The sequence below is a fragment of the Actinoallomurus bryophytorum genome, assembly GCF_006716425.1.
Lineage (GTDB): Bacteria > Actinomycetota > Actinomycetes > Streptosporangiales > Streptosporangiaceae > Actinoallomurus > Actinoallomurus bryophytorum.
In genome coordinates, this window is record NZ_VFOZ01000003.1 from 1 (window position 1) to 20588 (window position 20588).

18 protein-coding genes are annotated in these 20588 nt (G+C 70.3%); 10 read left to right on the forward strand and 8 right to left on the reverse strand.

Annotated features, from left to right (window positions below):
- Both FB559_RS41310 and FB559_RS41315 read left to right on the forward strand, forming a co-directional pair.
- Positions 1 to 690 (forward strand): discoidin domain-containing protein (locus FB559_RS41310; RefSeq protein WP_141963342.1); only part of this gene is annotated, 690 nt, incomplete at its 5' end.
- 165 nt (positions 691 to 855) lie between these two features.
- Positions 856 to 1617, forward strand: a complete 762-nt coding sequence (locus FB559_RS41315; RefSeq protein WP_141963344.1) for an oxygenase MpaB family protein — start codon at positions 856 to 858, stop codon at positions 1615 to 1617.
- A 9-nt stretch (positions 1618 to 1626) separates the two neighbouring features.
- Here the strand turns inward: FB559_RS41315 and bglX are convergent, their stop codons facing one another.
- Together bglX and FB559_RS41325 are read right to left on the reverse strand one after the other, a co-directional pair.
- A complete protein-coding gene (gene bglX / locus FB559_RS41320; RefSeq protein ID WP_221640719.1) occupies positions 1627 to 3921 on the reverse strand; it encodes a beta-glucosidase BglX in 2295 nt (764 codons plus the stop codon).
- 161 nt (positions 3922 to 4082) lie between these two features.
- Complete coding sequence (locus FB559_RS41325) at positions 4083 to 4526, reverse strand: response regulator (RefSeq protein ID WP_141963348.1); 444 nt, start codon at positions 4524 to 4526, stop codon at positions 4083 to 4085.
- Between the two features lie 333 nt (positions 4527 to 4859).
- Between FB559_RS41325 and FB559_RS41330 the strand changes: the two genes are divergently transcribed.
- From FB559_RS41330 to FB559_RS41340, 3 genes are read left to right on the forward strand one after another with little or no spacing between them, the layout of a single operon-like run.
- The gene (locus tag FB559_RS41330; RefSeq protein ID WP_141963350.1) at positions 4860 to 6167 is read left to right on the forward strand and encodes an ABC transporter substrate-binding protein; all 1308 of its coding nucleotides are present in this window, start codon (positions 4860 to 4862) and stop codon (positions 6165 to 6167) included.
- Positions 6167 to 7108 carry a carbohydrate ABC transporter permease gene (locus tag FB559_RS41335; RefSeq protein ID WP_141963352.1) on the forward strand — a complete coding sequence of 314 codons (942 nt, stop codon included), beginning with the start codon at positions 6167 to 6169 and terminating at the stop codon, positions 7106 to 7108. Before FB559_RS41330 ends, FB559_RS41335 begins: the two co-directional genes overlap by 1 nt.
- A 1-nt stretch (position 7109) precedes the next feature.
- On the forward strand, positions 7110 to 7985 hold the full coding sequence (locus FB559_RS41340; protein ID WP_141963354.1) for a carbohydrate ABC transporter permease: 876 nt from the start codon (positions 7110 to 7112) through the stop codon (positions 7983 to 7985).
- A gap of 23 nt (positions 7986 to 8008) precedes the next feature.
- Here FB559_RS41340 and FB559_RS41345 read toward each other — a convergent pair whose 3' ends face one another.
- The 5 genes from FB559_RS41345 to FB559_RS41365 form a co-directional block, all read right to left on the reverse strand.
- The gene (locus FB559_RS41345) at positions 8009 to 8773 is read right to left on the reverse strand and encodes a DeoR/GlpR family DNA-binding transcription regulator (protein ID WP_141963356.1); all 765 of its coding nucleotides are present in this window, start codon (positions 8771 to 8773) and stop codon (positions 8009 to 8011) included.
- 95 nt (positions 8774 to 8868) lie between these two features.
- Positions 8869 to 9831 carry a carbohydrate kinase family protein gene (locus FB559_RS41350; protein WP_141963358.1) on the reverse strand — a complete coding sequence of 321 codons (963 nt, stop codon included), beginning with the start codon at positions 9829 to 9831 and terminating at the stop codon, positions 8869 to 8871.
- Complete coding sequence (gene melA / locus FB559_RS41355; RefSeq protein ID WP_141963360.1) at positions 9828 to 11168, reverse strand: alpha-glucosidase/alpha-galactosidase; 1341 nt, start codon at positions 11166 to 11168, stop codon at positions 9828 to 9830. The genes FB559_RS41350 and melA overlap by 4 nt, the downstream gene beginning before the upstream one ends.
- Positions 11165 to 12022: a class II fructose-bisphosphate aldolase gene (locus FB559_RS41360; RefSeq protein WP_141963362.1), complete on the reverse strand. Its 858-nt coding sequence runs from the start codon at positions 12020 to 12022 to the stop codon at positions 11165 to 11167. The genes melA and FB559_RS41360 overlap by 4 nt, the downstream gene beginning before the upstream one ends.
- Before the next feature lie 11 nt (positions 12023 to 12033).
- Positions 12034 to 12927, reverse strand: coding sequence for an SIS domain-containing protein (locus FB559_RS41365; protein WP_141963364.1), 894 nt, complete (start codon positions 12925 to 12927; stop codon positions 12034 to 12036).
- A 428-nt stretch (positions 12928 to 13355) separates the two neighbouring features.
- Between FB559_RS41365 and FB559_RS41370 the strand changes: the two genes are divergently transcribed.
- The 5 genes from FB559_RS41370 to FB559_RS41390 all read left to right on the forward strand — a co-directional run bounded on the left by FB559_RS41370 (position 13356) and on the right by FB559_RS41390 (position 18997).
- Positions 13356 to 15344: a glycosyl hydrolase family 28-related protein gene (locus FB559_RS41370; protein ID WP_246122907.1), complete on the forward strand. Its 1989-nt coding sequence runs from the start codon at positions 13356 to 13358 to the stop codon at positions 15342 to 15344.
- Positions 15345 to 15498: 154 nt separating this feature from the next.
- Positions 15499 to 16857 carry an alkaline phosphatase gene (phoA, locus tag FB559_RS41375; RefSeq protein WP_141963368.1) on the forward strand — a complete coding sequence of 453 codons (1359 nt, stop codon included), beginning with the start codon at positions 15499 to 15501 and terminating at the stop codon, positions 16855 to 16857.
- 317 nt (positions 16858 to 17174) lie between these two features.
- Positions 17175 to 17501 (forward strand): YbaB/EbfC family nucleoid-associated protein, encoded by a 327-nt coding sequence (locus FB559_RS41380; protein ID WP_141963370.1) that lies wholly within the window; start codon positions 17175 to 17177, stop codon positions 17499 to 17501.
- A 37-nt stretch (positions 17502 to 17538) separates the two neighbouring features.
- The gene (locus FB559_RS41385; protein ID WP_141963372.1) at positions 17539 to 18432 is read left to right on the forward strand and encodes a WXG100-like domain-containing protein; all 894 of its coding nucleotides are present in this window, start codon (positions 17539 to 17541) and stop codon (positions 18430 to 18432) included.
- A 34-nt stretch (positions 18433 to 18466) separates the two neighbouring features.
- Positions 18467 to 18997, forward strand: coding sequence for a LysM peptidoglycan-binding domain-containing protein (locus FB559_RS41390; RefSeq protein WP_141963374.1), 531 nt, complete (start codon positions 18467 to 18469; stop codon positions 18995 to 18997).
- A 51-nt stretch (positions 18998 to 19048) separates the two neighbouring features.
- Here FB559_RS41390 and FB559_RS41395 read toward each other — a convergent pair whose 3' ends face one another.
- A complete protein-coding gene (locus FB559_RS41395; RefSeq protein ID WP_141963376.1) occupies positions 19049 to 20071 on the reverse strand; it encodes an ABC transporter permease in 1023 nt (340 codons plus the stop codon).
- Positions 20072 to 20588 lie beyond the last annotated feature (517 nt).

Genomic DNA, 20588 nt, shown 5'->3' on the forward strand with positions numbered 1-20588 from the left:
CTCGTGGCCGGCCTGGACAACGGGCGCGAGGAGAGCGCGGAGAACTACAAGGCGTCCTCCCGTGAGGCGTGGGCCGGCAAGGCGCTGGCGATCGTACGGTCGGGGAGGGCGCCCGGCCCGATCACCGTCACCGTCACCTCGCCCGGTCTGCGCCCCGCGACGACGGTCATCCACGCCACGGGCGGGACGAAGGGCGCCGGGACCGCCGGACCGGCACCGGTGACGACCGCACCGGCCGCGCCCGAACCGGTGAGCGCGGACGCGAGCTACTCGGGTGCCCCTGGTACGGTCCCGGCCGCCATGCTGGACGGCGACACGACCTCCGGAGGCTGGTCGAACTTCTACGACAAGGCCCCGACGGCGCTCCTGCCCGCGTTCAGCCTGGCCCACGCGCGTGAGTGGGTCTCGGTCTCCTGGCCGTCCCCCCGGCAGGCCGGCACCCTCCAGCCCTACTTCACCATCGGAGCCGGCCGGGCGCTGCCCGCCGGGATCGAGGTCTCCTACCTGCGCGACGGACACTACGTCCCGGTACGGCACCTGAACGTCGCCTGGGCCGCCGGGTCGAACCAGCCGACGACGATCACCTTCGACCCGGTCCGCACCACGGGCGTGAGGCTGGACATGACCAGCCGGGCGCCGGGCACGCCCGACGGTTTCCTGCAGATCGCCGAGCTCCGGTTCGGCGACTGAAGCGGTCGCACCGGGTTCACCGGCCGATGTAGCGGGTGATGAGCGCGGTGAGCTGCTCGACCATGAGGTCGCGGGGGATGGGCGGGCGGTCCAGGACGTAGCGCACCGAGAGCAGGCCTGTACACCTCGGCACTCGCGGGCAACTGTGCCTTCGTCCTCCAGACGATGCACCCCACGATCGGCACGGTGGTCGACCAGAGGTCCAGCTTCCGCGTCGACCCGGTCGGCCGCGCGATCCGCAGCTTCACCTCGGTGCAGACCTGGATCTACGGAGGACAGACGGCCATCGAGGAGGGGGAACGCCTGCGCAAGATGCACGCCACGATCAGCGCCCAGGACGAGGAGGGCCGTACTCACCACGCCCTCTCCGCCGGGCCGTGGGCCTGGGTGCACTTGACCGGCTTCTACGCCGCCGTGGTGGCCGCCCGTTACTTCGCCGTCGAGGAGCCGGAGCCGGGCGAGGAGCAGCAGGTCTTCGAGGAGTTCATGCGGTTGGGCCGGATCCTCCAGGTGCCCGAGCGGATGCTCCCGGCCACCATCGCCGACTACTGGACCTACTTCGACGACATGGTCGAGAACACCCTCGTCGACCACAAGGTGGCGTACGACGTGCTGGACATGATGGCCCGCGTGCCTCCGGGAACCCCGGCCGCGCTGCGTCCGGTCCTGGCGCCGTTCAGTGCCGTCAGCGGCCACGTCGGCCGGTTCGTCACGATCGGCACCCTGCCCGCGGCCGCGCGCGACAAACTCGGCCTGAGCTGGGACGACGCCGACGAACGGCGGCTGCGGCGGCTCGGCAAGGCCATCGCCCGCAGCACCGCCGGCCTGCCGGAGCGCCTGCGCTACATGCCGATCGCCTACCGCGCCCGGCAGGCGGCACGCGCCCAGGCGCGGCTGGACAGGACGCTCGCCGAGCGTCCCATGTGACCTTCCCGTTCACCGCGCCGTGACCTGGAACGCGTCGTGCAGGCTCGCGGTGGAGCTGTCACCCGCGTACACGTCGATGGTGCCGGGCTCGACGACGAAGTGGCCGCCGTTGTCGTAGAAGCCGACGTCCTGCCTGGTGAGCGTGAACGTCAGGTGTTTCGTCTGACCGGGCGCCAGCGTGACGCGCTGGAAGCCGCGCAGGCGGCGTACCGGCTGCGAGATGCTCGCCACCGGGTCGTGGATGTAGAGCTGCACGACCTCGTCACCGCCGCGCCCGCCGGTGTTCCGCACCTCGACCGAGGCGCTGATCCGGCCGTCGACCGGCATCTTCGCCGAACTGAGCTTGAGACCCGAGATGGCGAACTTGGTGTAGCTGAGCCCGTAGCCGAACGGGTAGAGCGGATCGCAGGACGGCAGGTCGCGGTAGCGCGAGGTGTACTTCTGGCCGGCGTCGCAAGGGCGTCCGGTGGGCTCGTGGTCGTAGTAGATCGGGACCTGGCCGATCGCGCGCGGGAACGACACCGGGAGCTTGCCGCCCGGGTCGACCTTTCCGAACAGGACGTCGGCGACCGCGTTGCCGGCCTGTACGCCGGGGAACCAGGCCTCCAGGATCGACGGCGCGCTCGCGGCCACCTTCGCGAGCGTCAGCGGCCGTCCGTTGAACAGCACGACGGTGAAGGGCTTGCCCGTGGCCTTGATCTCGTCGATGAGCTCCTGCTGCTTTCCCGGCAGGTCGATGTCGCTGCGCGCCGCGGCCTCGCCGCTCTGGCCGCGTGACTCGCCGAGGGCGAGGACGACCTGGTCGGCCTTCTTGGCCGCCGCGACCGCGCCGGGGAAGCCGGCGTCGGACCCGCACTCGTCCGCGGGCGTCACGTCCGGCGGGTCCTTGTCGATCATTTGGCAGCCGGGGGTGAAGGTCGTGTCCGGGTTCTGCGCCTTGATGCCCTGGTAGACCGACACGGCGTCCTGGTCACGGCCCTGGCCCCACCAGGGGCCGAGCATGTCGTGCTGGTCGTCGCCGAGCGGGCCGATCACCGCGGTCGACTTCTCCGGGTCGAGGGGCAGCGTGCCGCCGTCGTTCTTCAGCAGCACCATCGAGCGGCTCGCCGCCGTACGCGCCGCCGCGACCGCGTCGGGCAGCAGCTGCGCGGCGTCGGCCTTGGACGGGTCGGCGTAGGGGTGGTCGAACAGCCCCGCGCGGAACTTGACCCGCAGGATCCGGCGTACGGCGTCGTCGAGGCGCGACATCGAGATCCGGTGGTCGGCGAGCAGCTGCTTTCCGTGGTCGCGGAGGTTCGTGCTGACCATCTCCGAGTCGGTGCCGGAGTTCAGCGCCAGCGCGCCGGCCCCGGGACCGTCGGCCGCGACGCCGTGGCCGCAGGGGCCCTCGTCCGGCGTCTTGGGCGGGCAGGTGCGCATCTCCGAGACCGCGGTGTAGTCGCTCTCGATGAAGCCGTCGAAGCCCCACTCGCGCTTGAGGATGTCGGTCTCGGTGTGGCTGTCGCCGCACCCCGGCGAGCCGTTGATCGAGTTGAACGAGCACATCACCGTGTCGGCGCCGGCGTCGACCGCGGCCTTGAACGGCGGCAGGTACAGGTTGCGCAGCCGCTGCTCGGACATGTCGGTCGTGTTGTAGTCACGGCCGCCCTCGGGCTGCCCGTACGCCGCGTAGTGCTTGACGCTGGTCACGACCTTGTCCGGCGCGCTGTAGTCGCTGCCCTGCGCGGACTTGACGCGGGCGGCCGCGAACACCGACCCGAGGTACGGGTCCTCGCCCGCGCCCTCGGCGATCCGTCCCCAGCGTGGTTCGTGCGAGACGTCGACCATGGGGGAGTAGATCTGCTTGATGCCGGCCGCCGCCGACTCCCGTGCGCCGAACCTGTCGTCGGCGGCCGCGACGTCGGGGTCGAAGCTGCTCGCCGCGCCCAGCGGGACCGGGAAGATCGTCCGGTACCCGTGGATCGTGTCGTAGGCGAAGAGAAGCGGGATGTGCAGCCGCGACTGCTCCACGGCGACGTGCTGGAGGTGATCGATCTTTGCCGGGTCGGTGAGGCTGAACACCGCGCCGACGCCTTTCTTGGCATCGTCGTCCGTGACCTGGCCGTCGGAGAGCAACTGGAGCTGCTGCAGCTTCTCGTCCACGGTCATCCGCGCCAGCAGGGCGCTGACGCGCGCCTCGATGTTCGTGTCCGCCGGCCGCCGTGTCGGCCTCATCGCCGTCTCGTCCGGCGGGCTCGTCGTGGCGGCCGTTCCGGCCGAGGCGAGTGGGACCAGCGTCATGAGCGCCGCCGCGATCGCTGTCACACGTCTTGTCCGGCCCATTCGTCGCTCCCGGCTCGTGGACGATGCCGCGGGGAGCGCGCCCCCGCGTTCCAGTTCCCCCGGAAAGCTCGTGGCCTACACCACGATCAAGCGAATCGCCGGAATCGAATCATGGGCACCTGCGGCCGTCAAGGCCCCCTGGGTCAGGCGGCCTCGGGCGGACGGGGCAGGCGGGCGACGCGGGTGAAGAAGCTGTTGATCCGCTGGACGACGTTGCTGAAGTCATCGAAGTCGACCGGCTTGGTGATGAAGGCGTTGGCGTGCAGCTCGTACGTGCCGCTCACGTCCTCCTCGCGCGAGGAGGTGGTGAAGATGACCACGGGGATCGAGCGCAGGTTCTCGTCGGCCTTGAGGGCACGGAGCACGGCGCGGCCGTCGAACCGGGGCAGGTTCAGGTCCAGCAGGACCAGGTCGGGGCGTGGTGCCTCGGCGTGCGGGTCGGTTCGGTGGACGAAGTTCAGCGCGTCCTCTCCGTCGGAGACGATCTCCAGCCGGCTGTCCGTGGTGTGCTCGGCGAAGGCCTCCTGGATGAGCAGCTGGTCCCCGGGATCGTCCTCGACCACCAAGATCACATGACTCCGCGTCATCACGGCCGCCCCCTCGCTCCTACGTTCACTGCGTGCGACCACTTCGGCCGCGCGTGGCGGCCAATACTTGTCGTCAGGCAACCGTCAGTGTCTGACTTTACCCGATTGGGCCCTCCCGGCGCACTCTGGGCCGGGTGCCGCCCGAGCCGCCACCTGCGACGGGCCGCAGGTCAGAGCCGGGGGCGGACCCAAGCTCTCGGTTTGGCGTTTTCTTCACGTTATGCCTTGTTTGGTGATTGTTTCTGATCTAAAGTCCCCAACAACAATCGTGAACGAGCACTAAACCCGGGCGTGGGTCACTCGGGAGCCCGGTTTTCCTAGGGAGTCGTGGACATGCGCGCAACACCACAACGAGCCGGTCGGCGGCTCGGCGTACGGATCACTGCCGGCGCGGCAGTGCTCGCCCTCGGGACCCTGGCCGCCTGTTCCGGCGGCGGCGGCGACTCCGGGAAGTCACATGACGCGATCATCATGTGGCACGGCTACACCGACGTCGAGAACAAGGCGATCACCCAGCTCGGCCAGGAGTGGAACGCCGCGCACCCCGACCAGAAGGTGAACGTGACCTTCGCCGGCAGCAACGACGACGCGCTGAAGAAGACGCTGGCCTCCTTCGTCTCCGGGAAGACCCCCGGCGTCGCCTATGAGTACGGCTCCTCGATCACGACCCTGGCCCAGCGCTCCCAGACACAGGACCTCACGTCACTGGTCAAGGGCACTCCGTCCTTCCAGTGGAACGACTTCTTCCCGGCGGCCCGTCAGGCGGCGACCACGCCCGACGGCAAGATCTACGGTGTCCCGGCGCTCGTGGACAACCTCGCGCTCGTCTACAACAAGAAGCTCTTCGACGCGGCCGGGCTGTCCTACCCGACGGCGAACTGGACCTGGGACGACTTCCGCAACGCGGCGCGCAAGCTGAGCGAACCCTCCCAGCACAAGTACGGCTGGGCGTACGTCAACGACGGCACGGAGGACACCGTCTGGCGGTACATCGCGATGCTGTGGCAGGCGGGCGGTGACCTGCTCACCCCGGACGGCAAGAAGTCCGCCTTCGACTCGCCGGCCGGGCTGGCCGCCATGCAGCTGCTGCACGACATGGCGGTGACCGACCACTCGGTCTACCTGGACACCGGCGACGGGCAGTACCAGAACCTCTTCAACTCCGGAAAGATCGGGATGCTCTGGACCGGGCCCTGGGACCTGGGGACCATCAACAAGGACATCTCCTACGGCGCGCAGTTCCTGCCCGGCAAGGTCACCCACGCGACCATCGCGGGCCCGGACAACTACATGCTGTTCAACAAGGGCGACCGCACGACCGCATGGGCGTTCGTGCAGTGGCTGGACTCGGCCCAGACGCACCTGAAGTTCGCGATCGCCACCGGTGACCTGCCCCTGCGCCAGTCGGAGACCCAGCTCCCCGGCTACAAGGACTTCCTCAAGCGCTACCCGGCCAACCAGGTCTTCGTCGACAACCTGAGCAAGAACGCGACCAAGTCCCGCCCGAACATCCCGGCGTACCCGAAGATCTCCCAGGTCCTCGGCACCGCCGTACAGTCCGTGCTGCTCGGCAAGGCCCAGCCGCAGGCCGCGCTCGACGACGCGCGGCAGCAGGTCGACCAGATCCTCGCGGGGGAGTGATGACGGTGGCCACGGCCGCCAGGGCCGTAGGAAAGGGGCCCCGGCGCCGGGGCCGGCAGCGGGGCGTACGACGGGGCGACCAGTTCGCCGGCTGGGCGTTCGTCTCGCCGGCCGTGGTGCTCATCGCGGTGTTCGGCCTGGTCCCGGTGGTCTGGTCGCTGCTGCTGTCCGTCCAGCAGACGGACCTGACGTCGGCCGGCACGTGGTCCGGCGGGGCGAACTACACCAAGATGGTGCACGACCCCGTGTTCTGGCAGGCGGCGAGGCAGACGCTGCTCTACTGCGTGCTGTTCGTGCCGATCACCATGGTGCTGGCCGTGCCGATCGCGGTGCTGCTCAACCAGAAGGTGCGCGGCATGACCTTCTACCGGATGGCGGTGTTCGCCCCGCTCGTCACCTCCACCGTCGCCACGGGCGTGATCTTCAGCTGGCTCTACAACCCGCAGATCGGGCTCATCAACGCGGGGCTGGACAAGCTCGGACTGCCCCAGCAGGGGTTCTTCCAGAGCACGGGTGAGGCGCTGCCGGCCGTGGTCGGCATGACCGTGTGGGGCTGGCTCGGCTTCGCGGTCATCATCTACCTCTCGGCTCTGCAGAACGTGCCGCGCGAGCTGATGGAGGCCGCGGCACTGGACGGCGCCGGCCGGGTGCGCGCCTTCTTCAAGGTGGAGCTTCCGCTGCTCGCGCCCGCCTCGTCGTTCCTGCTGGTCTGGTTGACCATCAACGCCCTGCAGCTGTTCGACGAGGTCTACGTGACCACCAAGGGCGGCCCGCTGCACGCCAGCACCGTTCTCGTCTACTACCTCTACCAGCAGGCGTTCGTGAACTTCGACGGTGGCTACGCCGCGGCCATCGGTGTCGCGCTGTTCGTGGTCATCCTCATCGTGACGGTGGTCCAGCTGTGGCTGGGACGCCGCACCTCCCACTACGAGGCGGGCTGAGATGAGCCAGACGACGACCCTGGCGGCTCCTCCGCGGGCCACCCCGGCGGAGACGGGCCCGCGGCCGCGGCGCCGGCGTCCCAGCCCGCTGCACCTGCTGCTCGTCCCGCTCACCGTGGTGATGCTCGCGCCGCTGATCTGGATGGTGCTGCTGTCGATCTCCACCGAGGCGGAGACCCGGCGCTTCCCGCCCGGCCTGCCGGGTGGCGTGCACTGGCACAACTACCTCGACGCCTGGCAGCAGGCGCCGTTCGGGCACTGGCTGCTCAACAGCACGATCGTGTCGGTGGCCTGCGTCGTCGGCAACCTGGTGTTCTGCTCGCTCGCCGGGTACGCCTTCGCGCGGATCCCGTTCTTGGGCAGCCGGCTGCTGTTCATCGCCGTGCTCGCCACCCTGATGGTGCCGTTCCAGATCGTGATGCTGCCGACGCTGATCGTGGTGCGCGATCTCCACATGACCGACACACTCGGCGCGCTGGTCGTGCCGAACCTCGCCACCCCGTTCGGGGTGTTCCTCATGCGCCAGTTCTTCACGACGGTGCCCCGCGAGCTGGAGGAGGCCGCCCGCATCGACGGGGCCGGCCGTCTCCGTACGCTGCTGAGCATCATGGTGCCGCTGATGGGCCCGACCCTGGCGACGCTGTCCGTGCTGACGTTCCTGAACGTCTGGAACGACTTCCTGTGGCCGCTGATCGCCATCCAGAGCCCTGGCAACATGACCATTCAGCTGGGCCTGCAGAACTTCCAGGGCGCGCACCTGACCAACTGGCCCGTGCTGATGGCGGCGACCGTGATGAGCCAGATCCCCGTGCTGGTGCTCTTCGTCCTCGCCCAGCGGTTCTTCGTGCGCTCGATCGCCTCGTCCGGTTTCAAGTGAGCCGCCGATCGGCCAGTGGTCGCCTATACGGTGATGACCTCGACACCCGCGGCGCGGAGGCGCTCCAGGTCGGGCGCGCCGGCCGCGGAGTCGGTGATGAGCATCGCGACCTCCTCGATCGGGGCGATGCGCGTGAAGGCCCGGTTGCCGACCTTGGAACTGTCGGCCAGCACGACGACCCGCGTCGCCGTCTGCATCAGGCAGTGGTCGGTCTGGGCCTCGACCTCGTCGTGGGTGCTGATGCCGCCGGTCGCGTCGATGCCGTCGACCCCGAGGAACACCAGGTCCAGGTGGATCCCGGCGAGCGCGCGGTCGGCGATCGGGCCGACCAGCTCATACGACTCCGGGCGTACGCTGCCGCCGGTGACGACCAGGTCGATGGCGGACCGCACCGACAGGTCTCCGGCAATGTTGAGCGCGTTGGTGACGACCTTCAGGGACCGGCCGACCGACCCGAGCGCGCGGGCCAGCTCGGTCGTGGTGGTGCCTCCGCCGAGCCCCACCGAATGCACCGAGTCGGTGACCAGCCGCGCGGCGGCCTGGGCGATGCGGTTCTTCTCCTCCTGGTGGCGGCCCGTCCGGTAGCGCATCGGCAGCTCGTAGATGACCTCCGCCGCCACCGCGCCACCGTGCGTGCGCTTGAGCAGCTGCTGATCCTCCAGTGCCTTCAGGTCACGCCGGATGGAGGCGGGCGAGGCGCTCAGCTCGGTGGTGAGGTCGAGGACGGAGACCGTGCCGTGTTTCGCGAGCCGGTCGAGGATCAGACCCAGGCGCTCCTGTTGACGCATTCGCTCACTATAAAGCAGATTTCAAGCTTATTAATAGCTGTTTAGCGCTTTATTCGCGCACCGGGACTGCTCATTCGGTCACGCCGGTGGGCGTTTCAGCCTGCTCGTGCCCTCGTGACCTGCACCTGGGCCACGACGGACTCGGCCTCGCCGGCGGTCGGCTGGGCGGCGGTGCCCCCCGCCGCGCGGGTGGACAGCGCGCCGCACGCGCAGCCCCAGGCCAGCGCGTCGGCGATGTCACGGGACGTCAGCCAGCCCGCCAGGAATCCCGCGTCGAAGCCGTCTCCGGCGCCCACCGTGTCGACCGGAGTGACCAGCGGGCCACGCGCGCCGACTAGAGCGCCCTCGAACAGCGCCAGGGCGCCCTCCCCGCCGCGCTTGACCACCGGGACCGGGCCGCGCGCCGCCAGCGCGGCCAGGGCCGCGTGGAGCCCGCCGGCCGGGCCCGGTCGGTCCCCCGTCGCGGAGGCCAGGGCGACCGCCTCGGCCTCATTGGGCAGGACCAGGTCGCAGGCGGCCAGCAGACCGGGGGAGAGCCGCCACTCACCCGCCGGATCGTCGTTGGTGTCCAGCGAAGTGGAGGCACCCGCACGCCGGAACCCTTCGAGCAGCCCGGCCAGCCCGGCGGCGAGCCGGGGCTGCAGGAAGTAGGAGGCGGCGTGCACGTGACGCGCCGCCACCGCCGGCACCTGCTCGGGACCGAACGCGGGCAGGCAGCCCGGCGCGGTCAGGATCGCCCGGTCACCGTCCGGCCGGTTGAGGCACACGGTCAGCGCGGTCGGCAGGCTCTCGTGCCGCACGCATCCGCTGATGTCCACGCCGGCCGTGGACAGCGTGTCGAGCACGAAGTCCCCGGCCGCGTCCCGGCCGACCATCGCCGCGAGCGCGGTCGACAGCCCGAGCACGGCCGCGCCGTGGGCGACGATCGCCGCCGACCCGCCCAGGGCCAGCGTGCCGGTGTCGACGAGCGTCTCGGCCTGTCCGGCCGGTGGCGTCTCGGGCGCGCCCGAGACCAGCACGTCGGGGTTGGCGTCACCGACGACCAGCAGGTCGATCACGGCTGGAGCGACGAGCGCAACGCGGGCGGCAGGGCGTCCCCGTGCGCCGCCACCATGGCGTCGCAGAGCGCCCAGATCTCGTCCACGGTCAGCGCCGCCGCGGTGGCGGGGTCGGCCATGGCGGCGTGCCGGATGTGACGCGGGTCGCCCTCGATCGCGGCGGCGACGGTCAGCTCCACGACGTTCAGGAAGCTCCGGTTCAGCGCGGCCAGCTGCGGCGGCAGCGCCCCCACGTGGTGCGGGTGCACGCCGAGCCGGTCCAGGGTGGCCGGGACCTCGACGCCCGCGCCCGCGGGCAGGTTGGTGATGAGCCCGGTGTTGGCCGTGGTGACCTGGATGGTGCGAAGTGTGCCGGTGGCCATGCTGTGGATGACCTGGGGCGCGTACTCGGCGGCGTCCTCCTCCTCGCGCGGCTCGGGCTCGCGGCCGGCCGCCAGCGCGTCGCGTACGGCGCCGTACTCGGCGAGGTTGCCCGCGCTGATCCCCACGTAGTCGTCGACCGGGATGCGCAGCCGCTCGATCTCCGCGTCGTGCCGCAGGTACCAGGGCACGTACTCCGAGGAGTGCTCGCTGGTCTCGGTCGGGTAGTAGCCGAGCCGCCGGTACATGTCGACGCGCACGCGGCGGCGCAGCTCCGGGTCGGCGGCGATCGCCTCGTCCAGCGCCGGATACAGGTCGCGTCCCCGGTGCTCCCAGCCCAGGATCCACGCCTGGTGGTTGACCCCGGCCGAGACGACGTCGACCTCCTCGTGCGGAACGCCGACGATCTCGCACAGGTCGCGTACGGTCCAGTAGACCGAGTGGCAGAGCCCGGCGGCCTTCAGCCCCGGGGCGATCCCGGCGAGGTAGCTCAGGTTCATCGCCATCGGGTTGGTGTAGTTGAGCAGCCATGCGGCCGGGCACACCGCGGCCATGTCGGCGGCCAGCCCCTCCAGCAGCGGGAACGTCCGCAGCGCGCGGAAGATCCCGCCGATGCCGAGGGTGTCGCCGATCGTCTGCCGCAGGCCGAACCGCGCGGGCACCTCGAAGTCGGTGACCGTGGCGCTATGACCGCCGACGGCGACCATGTTCACCACCACCTGCGCGCCCTCCAGGGCGGTGCGGCGGTCGGTGCTGGCGACGATCTGCGGCTTGGCGCCGTGGCGGTCGGCCGTACGGTGCGCCAGGGCCTCGGCCACCGACAGCCGCTCGGCGTCGATGTCGTGCAGGGCGATCCGCACGCCTCCCAGCTCGGGGAAGGAGAAGATGTCGCGCAGCAGCTGCCGGGTGAACTCCACCGAGCCTGCGCCGATGAAGACGATGTTGATGGGCGCGTTCGAAGTGCCGTTGCCGGTCATGCCGTGGAGCCTTCCGGGGGAGTGGAGCGCAGGACGCCGAGCAGCCGCGCCACCTCGGCCGCGGTGACGTCACGCGCCGCGCCGAGATACTTGCGGGTGTCGACCAGGGCGGGGTCCGCGGCCAGCCGGTCGCGTACGGCGCCGGTGAACACCTTGTTCAGCTGGGTGGCGATATTGATCTTGGTCATGCCGGCGTCGACGGCGGCGGTCAGATCGGCGTCGGCCACGCCGGAGGACCCGTGCAGCACCAGCGGGACCGGGACCGCCTCGCGCAGCGCGGCGATGAGGGGCAGGTCCAGGGCGGCGTCACGGGTGAGCATGGCGTGCGAGGTGCCCACCGCCACGGCGAGTCCGTCCACCCCGGTGGCCGCGACGTACGCCGCGGCCTCGCCGGGGTCGGTACGGGCGCCGGGCGCGTGCACGCCGTCCTTGCCACCGATCTCCCCGAGCTCGGCCTCGACCCACACGTCCTGGTCATGGCAGAACCGCGCGACCTCGGCGGTGGCGGCGACGTTGTCCTCATAGCCGAGGGCCGACGCGTCGTACATCACCGACCCGAAGCCCAGGGCGACGGCCTCGTGGACCAGGCCGGTGTCGGTGGCGTGGTCGAGGTGGAGCGCGACCGGCGTACCGGCGAGCTCGGCGACGGCGCGGGCCGCCATGGCGATCGGCCGGAGCGCGCCGTGGTAGCGGACGGCGTTCTGGCTGAGCTGCAGGATCACCGGCGCGCCCGCCTGCGACGCGCCCGCGGTGATCGCCTGGGCGTGCTCGATCTGGATGACGTTGAACGCGGCGGCACCGCGCCGCCGGGCACGGGCGGCGCCGACGATGGCCCCGGTGGGGACGAGTGGCATGGCGCTCCTTCTCAGCCGGCGGCCGGGCGCAGGATGACCGAGCGGGACAGGTGCCGTGGGACGTCGGGGTCCAGGCCACGGGCGGTCGCCAGCGCGAGGGCCAGGCGCTGGGCCATGATGAGCGACGCCAGCGGGTCGAGGTCGGGCTGGACCCAGAGTCCTCCGGTCGCGGTGACCTGCTCCTCCAGCCCTTCGGGCGCGGGCCCGAACATCCAGACCGCGGAGCGTTCGTCGGTGATCGCGATCGGCCCGTGCCGGTACTCCTTGGCCGGGTAGGACTCCGTCCAGCTCAGTGACGCCTCCCGCATCTTCAGCGCCGCCTCGGCGGCCAGGCCGACGGTCCAGCCCGTCCCCAGGAACGTGAACTGGGTACGGTCGGTGAGCCCGGCGGGGAGGGCGTCGGCGAGGGCACGCCGGGCGTCGGCGATGGCCTTCGACGGGTCCTGCCCGAGGTGGGCGCGCAGGAGCGTGAGGGTCGTGGTCGCGAACCGGGTCTGCACGACCGACCGCTCGTCGGCGAAGTCGAGGACGATCACCTCGTCGGCCGCGGTCATGACCGGGGTGGTGGCGTCGGCGGTGATCGCGGTGGTGGGCACCGCGCCGTGGAGCTCACCGAGCAGGTCGAGCACCTCGGTGGTGGTGCCGGAGCGCGTGAGCGCCAGAACCCGGTCGTAGCGGCGATGGGAGGGCATCTCCGAGGCCGCGAAGGCGTCCGTCTCGCCCAGGCCCGCGCCCTCTCGCAACGAGGCGTACGCCTGCGCGATGAACAGCGAGGTGCCGCAGCCGACCACGGCGACGCGTTCGCCGGGCTCGGGCAGACCGGGCAGGGGCGTTGAGGCGAGTTCGGCGGCCCGTTGCCAGCAGTCAGGCTGGTCCGCGATCTCTGTCTCGACGTGGGTCGTCACGGCAACTCCGTTCTGGCCGCCCGGCTCGGGCAGCAGTGAGCAGATCTGATGGTTTGATAGCACAACTGCTCATAACCGCGCAATGTCTGCGCGAATTACCAGGCGTTCGCGATCGTGGTCGCAGGGCGGATCGGGTGCATGATCGCATTGAGCGTTTCGCCGCCCGTCCGCGTGTGCCGTTGTGAGGTGGCGCAAGAAGCACGTAATTACTCGCAAGAAATCGAGAGAAATCTGCATGGGTAAATCAGACATGTGAAATATCCCGCTCATGGGCCTTGTCGGGGGAGAGATGGCGGTTTAGTGTCACGTCACCCTCATGGTGTCCGCTCCACCTCGAGCGCGGCCTCCCCGACAGAAACGAGCATTCGATGTCACCGAGCACCGCAGGAGCCGTCGCGAGGTGGTCCCGCAGACCCAGGATCGCGGCGATGGTGGCGGCCGTCTTCGGGCTCAGCGTCGCGCTCGGTGGCACGGCCGTCGCCTCGGGCGCGCATGACGTCCCGGCCCCGGTCGTGACCCGCGCCGCCCTCGACCCCGCACTCGTCGCCGGGCGCGGCGCGACCGCCGGCTTCGCCGAGCAGGAGGCGGAGAACGCTCCGACGGACGGTACCGTCATCGGCCCGGACCGCGCCGCGTACACGCTCCCGGCCGAGGCGTCCGGCCGCAGTGCGGTGAAACTGGCGCCCGGACGGCACGTGGAGTTCACGCTGCCGAGCGCGGCCAACGCGATCACCGTGCGGTACAGCATCCCCGACGCCACGGGCGGCGGCGGCATCACCGCGCCCCTCGACGTGGCGGTGAACGGCAGGCACCGGGCCACCATGACCCTCACGTCGCAGTACGCGTGGCTGTACAACCAGTACCCGTTCTCCAACGACCCGGACGCCGGCCTGCTGCACCCGGACTGGTGGATCACCGAGTGCTCCTGCGTGCCGGCCGACACGACGCCGGCACCGACGATCACCAAGCCGTTCCGCCCGAACCACTTCTACGACGAGCAGCGCCTGCTGCTCGGCCACACCTACCGTGCGGGCGACAAGATCCGGCTGACGGTCCCCACCGGGAGCAGGGCCGCGTGGACGGTCGTCGACCTGCTCGACTCACAGCTCGTCGGCGCGCCCCGCGTCAGGCCGGTCGCGGCCAACGTGCTGGCGTTCGGCGCCGACCCGCTCGGCCGCCGTGACTCCGCCGGTGCGTTCGACCGGGCCATCGCCGCGGCCAGGCGAGGGCACCTCGAGGTCTACGTCCCGCCGGGCACCTACCAGGTGAACCGCCACATCATCGTCGACGACGTGACCATCGAGGGCGCCGGCAGCTGGTACACGATCATCAAGGGTCACCAGGTCTCCCTCGCCACCCCGGCGCCCGACGGCTCCGTGCACACCGGCGTCGGTTTCTACGGCAAGGACGCGTCGGCAGGGGGGAGTGAGAACGTCCACCTGTCCGGCTTCGCGATCGAGGGCGACGTACGCGAGCGGATCGACACCGACCAGGTGAACGGCGTCGGCGGCGCCATGAGCGACTCGACCATCGACGGCCTGTACGTGCACCACACCAAGGTCGGCATGTGGTTCGACGGCCCGATGACCAGGCTGCGCGTGACGAACAACGTCATCGCCGACCAGATCGCCGACGGTCTCAACTTCCACACCGGCGTCACGGATTCGGTGGTGTCGAACAACGTGGTCCGCAACTCCGGCGACGACGGCCTCGCCCTGTGGTCGGAGAAGACCGAGGACGCCCGCAACACCTTCTCCCACAACACCGTGCAGACGCCGGTCCTCGCGAACGGCATCGCGGTCTACGGGGGCACCGACAACACCGTCTCGGGCAACCTCGTCGCCGATCCCATTCGCGAGGGCAGCGCGATCCATGCCGGGTCCCGGTTCGGCGCCGAGGCGTTCACCGGGCACCTGCGGATCAGCGACAACACCACGGTACGTGCCGGCACGTACGAGCTGAACTGGAACATCGGCCTGGGGGCCATCTGGCTCTACGCACTCGAGAAGAACATCGACGCCGACGTCCAGGTCGTCGGTGACCACTTCCTCGACAACACCTACAACGCGATGATGCTGGTCAGCGACTTCCCGGTGAAGGACCTCTACTCGATCACGAACGTCCATTTCAAGGACATCAGAGTCGACGGCACGGGCACCTCGGTGCTCAGCGCGCGCGTGGCCGGGTCCGCGTCCTTCCAGAACGTCGATGCCCGCAACGTCGGTGCGGTGGGCGTCAACAACTGCGGGTCGTTCCACTTCACCCCGGCCGGCTCGGAGTTCTCGCTGACCGACCTCGGCGGCAATGACGGGGGCGGCACGACCGGGCCCTGGCTCGCCCCGTGGGAGCTGCCGAACACCATCACCTGCGACGATCGCCCGCCGGTCGTCGCGCCGCCCGCACCGTCCACCTGGTGAGACGGCGCGGTCAAGGTGAACATTGGCTGAGCAGCCTGTGACCAGCCTTCTTTAACGTTTCTTTGCCTGTAATTTGCCTTTTGCGGGTCAGGTACGCCGCCGAGCGCCGACGGCGTACGACCAGTCGAGCCACCCCGCAGAGGAGAACACCCTTATGACCTCATCGTCGAGGCTGATCCGCCGTGGCGTCGTCGCCGTGGTCGCCGTGGGAGCGTTGACCGCCGCGGCCCTGCCGACGTTCGCCTCGGGCGGCGACCGAAGCTCCGGGCTCCGGTCGGCGATCCAGGACGGGAAGGCGCGCAACGTCATCCTGCTGATCGGTGACGGCATGGGCGACTCGGAGATCACGATCGCCCGGAACTACGCCAAGGGCGCCGCGGGCCGGCTGGCGATGGACACGCTGCCGCTGACCGGCGAGTACACCACGTACGCGGTGAGCAAGGCCGACCCGAGCAAGCCGGACTACGTCACCGACTCGGCCGCCAGCGGCACCGGCTGGTCGACCGGCCACAAGACCTACAACGGCGCGATCTCGGTGACGCCGGACGGCAGGCCGCAGGCCACGGTGCTGGAGCTGGCCAAGAAGGCCGGATTCCGCACCGGCGACGTCTCCACCGCCGAGCTCGGCGACGCCACACCGGCCGTGCTTGCCGCGCATGTCGAGGACCGGTCCTGCGAGGGGCCGGCCGACATGGCCAAGTGCCCCCGGCAGGACAAGGTGAACGGCGGTCCGGGCTCGATCTCCGAACAGCAGGTGCAGACCGGCGCCGACGTCTATCTCGGCGGAGGGAGGGCCCGGTTCGCGCAGACGATCAAGGCGGGCCCCTACCAGGGCAGGACCGTGATCGACCAGGCCACGGCGGCGGGTTACGGCGTCGTCACCGATCCAGCCGGGCTGGCCGCGGCCAAGCCGGGGAAGAAGCTGCTCGGCCTGTTCGCCGACGGCAACATGCCACTGGAGCAGACCGGCCCACTGGCCAAGGTCGGTGGCACCGAGCCGGCGCGCTGCGCACCCAATGCGGAGTTCGGCGGCCCGCACCTCACCGACATGGCGGGCAAGGCCCTCCAGCTCCTTGACACCCAGACCAGGCACAGTAAGAAGGGCTTCTTCCTGCAGATCGAGGGCGCGTCGATAGACAAGCAGGACCACGCCGCCAACCCGTGCGGTCAGATCGGGGAGAACGTGGAGTTCGACAAGGCCGTGAAGGCGGCCCTGGACTACGCCGGCCACCACCGTGACACCCTCGTGGTCGTCACCGCGGACCACGGTCACACCAGCCAGATCGTCCCGCTGGAGACCGACAGCCCCGGCCAGACCGCCACGCTCATCACGGCCGACGGCGCCCAGATGAAGATCAACTACGCCACCACCAAGCCCGGCGTCTCCCAGGAGCACACCGGCACCGAGGTGCGGATCGCCGCCCAGGGGCCGCAGGCCGCGGGCGTGGTCGGTGTCACCGACCAGACCGACCTGTTCCACACCCTCAGCCGCGCCCTCGGGGTCGAGCGCTGAGTCGGCACTCCGCCTGCCGGGCCGGTCACCCACCACGACCGTCCCGGCAGGCTCGGCCGCAACGGCTCTGATCGCGGCGTGTGAAGTCGTTCACCCGCTGAATTCCCCTCGCTTTCTGATGGCGTAGTGGAGAGAATTCGCGAGTCGCCGGCCCGTCGAGCGCGCCGTCGGTATCGGCTGCGCCCTCGCCCTCGCCGTGCGCGGCGAGGCCCGTCGTTGACGGGACGAAACGCCCAACTGGTACCATCCCCTAATGTCTACCTGAATTGTTCGGTTACCGGGTGGAGCGGCGTCGTCGGCGAACTGGGGGCTGCGGCATGGACCTCGACAGGGGGCTCCTCGAGGACGAGATCCGGGACCTCGAATCCCGAAGCCGGCAGGCCCAGGAGGAGATCGCGGACCTCGCGGTGGAGGCGAAGAGCAAGGACGGCCTGATTCATCTGATCGTCGGAAGTCAGGGGCGCCTGCACCAGCTCAAGCTCGATCCCCGCGTGAAACGGCTGGACGTCGACGTCCTCGCCGAACGGATCGTCGAGATGGTGAATGACGCGAACGACCTCGTGCGGCAGGAGACCGCGACCAAGATAAGCGCGACGTTTCCCGACTTCCCGGCGGGCGAGTTCTTCGGAGGGCCTTCACAGTGAGCCCGCCACGAGACGACTCTGAGCTTCCATGGCCGGCGTGACCCCTCTTCGCGGTGGCCTGTTCGTCGGCGGGAACATCGCGCTCTTCGTCTTCACGATGCTCACCACCCCATATCCGGAAGGTGACCCGGGCAAAGCCCGTGAGGCGGCGAAGGTCTGGTCCGAGCTCAAGGGCGACATCGTCGAATGGGCGGAGAACGGGAACGCCGCCGCACGAGCGATCACGTCGCACAACGCGGGTGAGAGCATCCAGGCGTTCGGCGATTTCTGGCACACCCACCTGTCGCCCTCTCCTCCGGCGACGGGAGAGGCCGCCCGGCTCGCCGCCTACTGTCAGCGCGTGAGCGAGGCGTGCGAGGAGTTCGCGGACCTGATCACAAAGGCGCAGTACGCGTTCCGCACCCTCGCCTTCGCGAACTTCGCCAGCCTGCTCTACATCTCCACCTTCCCCTGGCAGGCGGGCGTCGCCTACGAGATCGCCCAGGTCATCGCGAGGAGAGCGCAGGCGGGATTCCTGGCGAGGCTTCTCGAAAGCGCCATCGCCAGGACACTGCTCGCCAAGCTGATGGAGTACTCGATCGGCAGCGCGTTCTTCGCCGTGGGCGATGTGGCGGTCATGGACGGCGTCAAGGCGTGGCGCCACGAGGACGTCGGTTCACTGAAGAGCAACGTGGAGGAGGTCATGAAGGAGTTCGCCGCCTCCGTCGCCTTCTACGGCGTGTTCGACGCCGCCGCCAAGCCGATGACCAAGATCACAAGCAATGCCGACGTGCGGTACTTCATCTCGCGCCTCGCCGGAGGATCGGTCGGCTACGGCCCTGTCTACGGCTTCTTGAACGGCAAGCGCGACGACGAGCTGGTACCCACCGTCAAGGACACGACTCTGCGGGTACTCCTCTATTCGACGATGGCGCACAAGCCGGCCGGATAGAGCTCCACTCGCGACCGACAAGGATGATGCCAACGTGGCTCCCTCGATACCACCGGACCCACCGAAGTACGTCGTCGTCACCGACTGGGGAACACCCCACGGTTCCCTGTGGGACATCGCAGAGGACGTCTTCGAGGACGGCTCCAAGTGGCGTGACATCTACGCCGCGAACGAGACGGCCATCGGCGCCGATCCCGGCGGCCTCCGGGTGGGCATGCGCCTTCTCCTGCCGCCCAAGGAGGTCCATCCCGCGTACATACGCTTGGTGGCGGGCGGCCTCGACGGCGAGGCCACGGAGATCGCGACGAAGCTCGAGGCGGCGAAAAGACGGCTCGACGCCATCGGGAACTTCTGGGGCGGCGACGACACGGGAACGAAGTTCTTCAAGGGGGCGGAGGGAAAGCCGGGGTACGAGGCCGCCGGTGCCCAGGTCCTGGCGGGAGTCGGCGCCTTGGGGGACTTCTACAAGAACACCGCGCAGGGCCTGCGCGGGATGGCGAACCGTGACGACGCCACCGAGTGGGAGAACACGATCAGGGTCCTGTCCACGGTCCTGCAGGGCTGACAGTCGCCGGAACCGCCACCACGATGGCGGCGTTCCGGCCGGCGGAAGTGCTCACGACATCGGCCCCCAGCCCGGTGGCGGCCGCAGGGCGGGCGGAGGAGGAGCCAGGGTCGCGGGACGCCGCCGGTTCAGCTGGTCGGTGACGCTCTCGAGTCCGCGGCAGGCCGCCACGCCGAACAGCGCCGCCAGGCCGACGACGAGGGTCGACGCCCAGAGCGGGCCGTCGTTGTAGGCGACCAGCACCTGGATGATCGCCAGGATCGTGACGGCGAGCAGGGTGCCGAACACACCGGCGCGCCGTCCGAAGACGCTGGCGCCCCCGAGCAGCACGGCGGCGAGCGCGACCGTGGTGAGATTCGTGCCGCTGCCCTCGGCCGCCTGGATCCGCATGAGCAGCGGGACGGCGGCGAGCCCGGCCAGGAAGCTGGATCCGGTGAGCCCGGCGATCGCGCCCAGGCCCGCGCGCGGGCCGGTCCAGCGGGCCGGGTCGACGGGACCGCGGCTCGCGGCGAGCGGGCGGCGTACCCCGGGCAGGAGCCACAGCGCCCCGCCGCCGACCGACACCATGAAGAAGAGGCCGTACCAGAGTGCGGTCGGGTAGCTCCCCTCGAAGCGCACCGGGATGACCGAACCGTCCGTGAGCGCGAGCGCGATCGCCTGGATGACGGCGACGGCGGCGAGCGTCACGAGCCAGGCGGGTACGGACAGCACCGCGACCAGGAGCCCGAGCACGAGCCCGATGAGCGTCGCGAGCACGATCGCCACCACCATCGCGGCCGGCTTTCCCCACTGGTGATCGGTGATGAGGTACGCGCCCAGCGTGCTGGAGAAGGCGACGATGGATCCCACCGCGAGGTTCGGTGAGCCGGTCCGCAGCGAGAACGCGAGCCCGGCCGCCACGAGGCCGAGATACCCGGCCTGGCTGAACGCGCTCGTGAGGTTCTGGTGCGGAGTCAACGCGGCCGTCGCGACGATGAGCACGACCGCGATGAACGCGAGCACGCCCTCCCAGATCAGGTGCACGGCCAGCCGGTCACGGTCGGCGTCGTCCGAGGTGGGTGGCGAGGCCGCCATCGGCGCCCGTCCGGGTGCGACGGGCGGCGGTCCGCCGGGCTGGGACCAGGGTGGTCCCCCCGGTGGCTGGTAGGGCGGCTGATAGGGAGCCCGGTAGGGCGGTGGTGGTGGCCCGCCGGGGGGAGGGCTCTGCCCGACGGCCCACCAGGGCTGCTGCCCGCCGCCGGGCGGAGTCCCCGCGGGCCCGGTGGGTGGAGCGGCCACGGGCGCGGGAACCGGCTCCTGCGGAGACCCAGGTCCCGGCGGCGGGTCCGCCTCCGCGGGAGGGGCCGTCGCGGGGAAGGCTCCGGTCGGGGGAGGACCCTCCCCGGAGGGAGGGGGCGGCATCGGCCCGGAGCCGTCCTCCTCCTCGGCGGAAGGGACGCCCGGCGGGGATTCCGTCCCCGGTGCGGGAGCGGTCCGTGCTGGCAGGCCGGACTCCGCCGGCTCTTCCGGTTCGCCGGCCTCGGGGTCCTTGCCGGATCGAGGCTCGCCGGGGGGTCGACTCACGTCCGCCTCCTCTGGGGGCGTCTGTCCC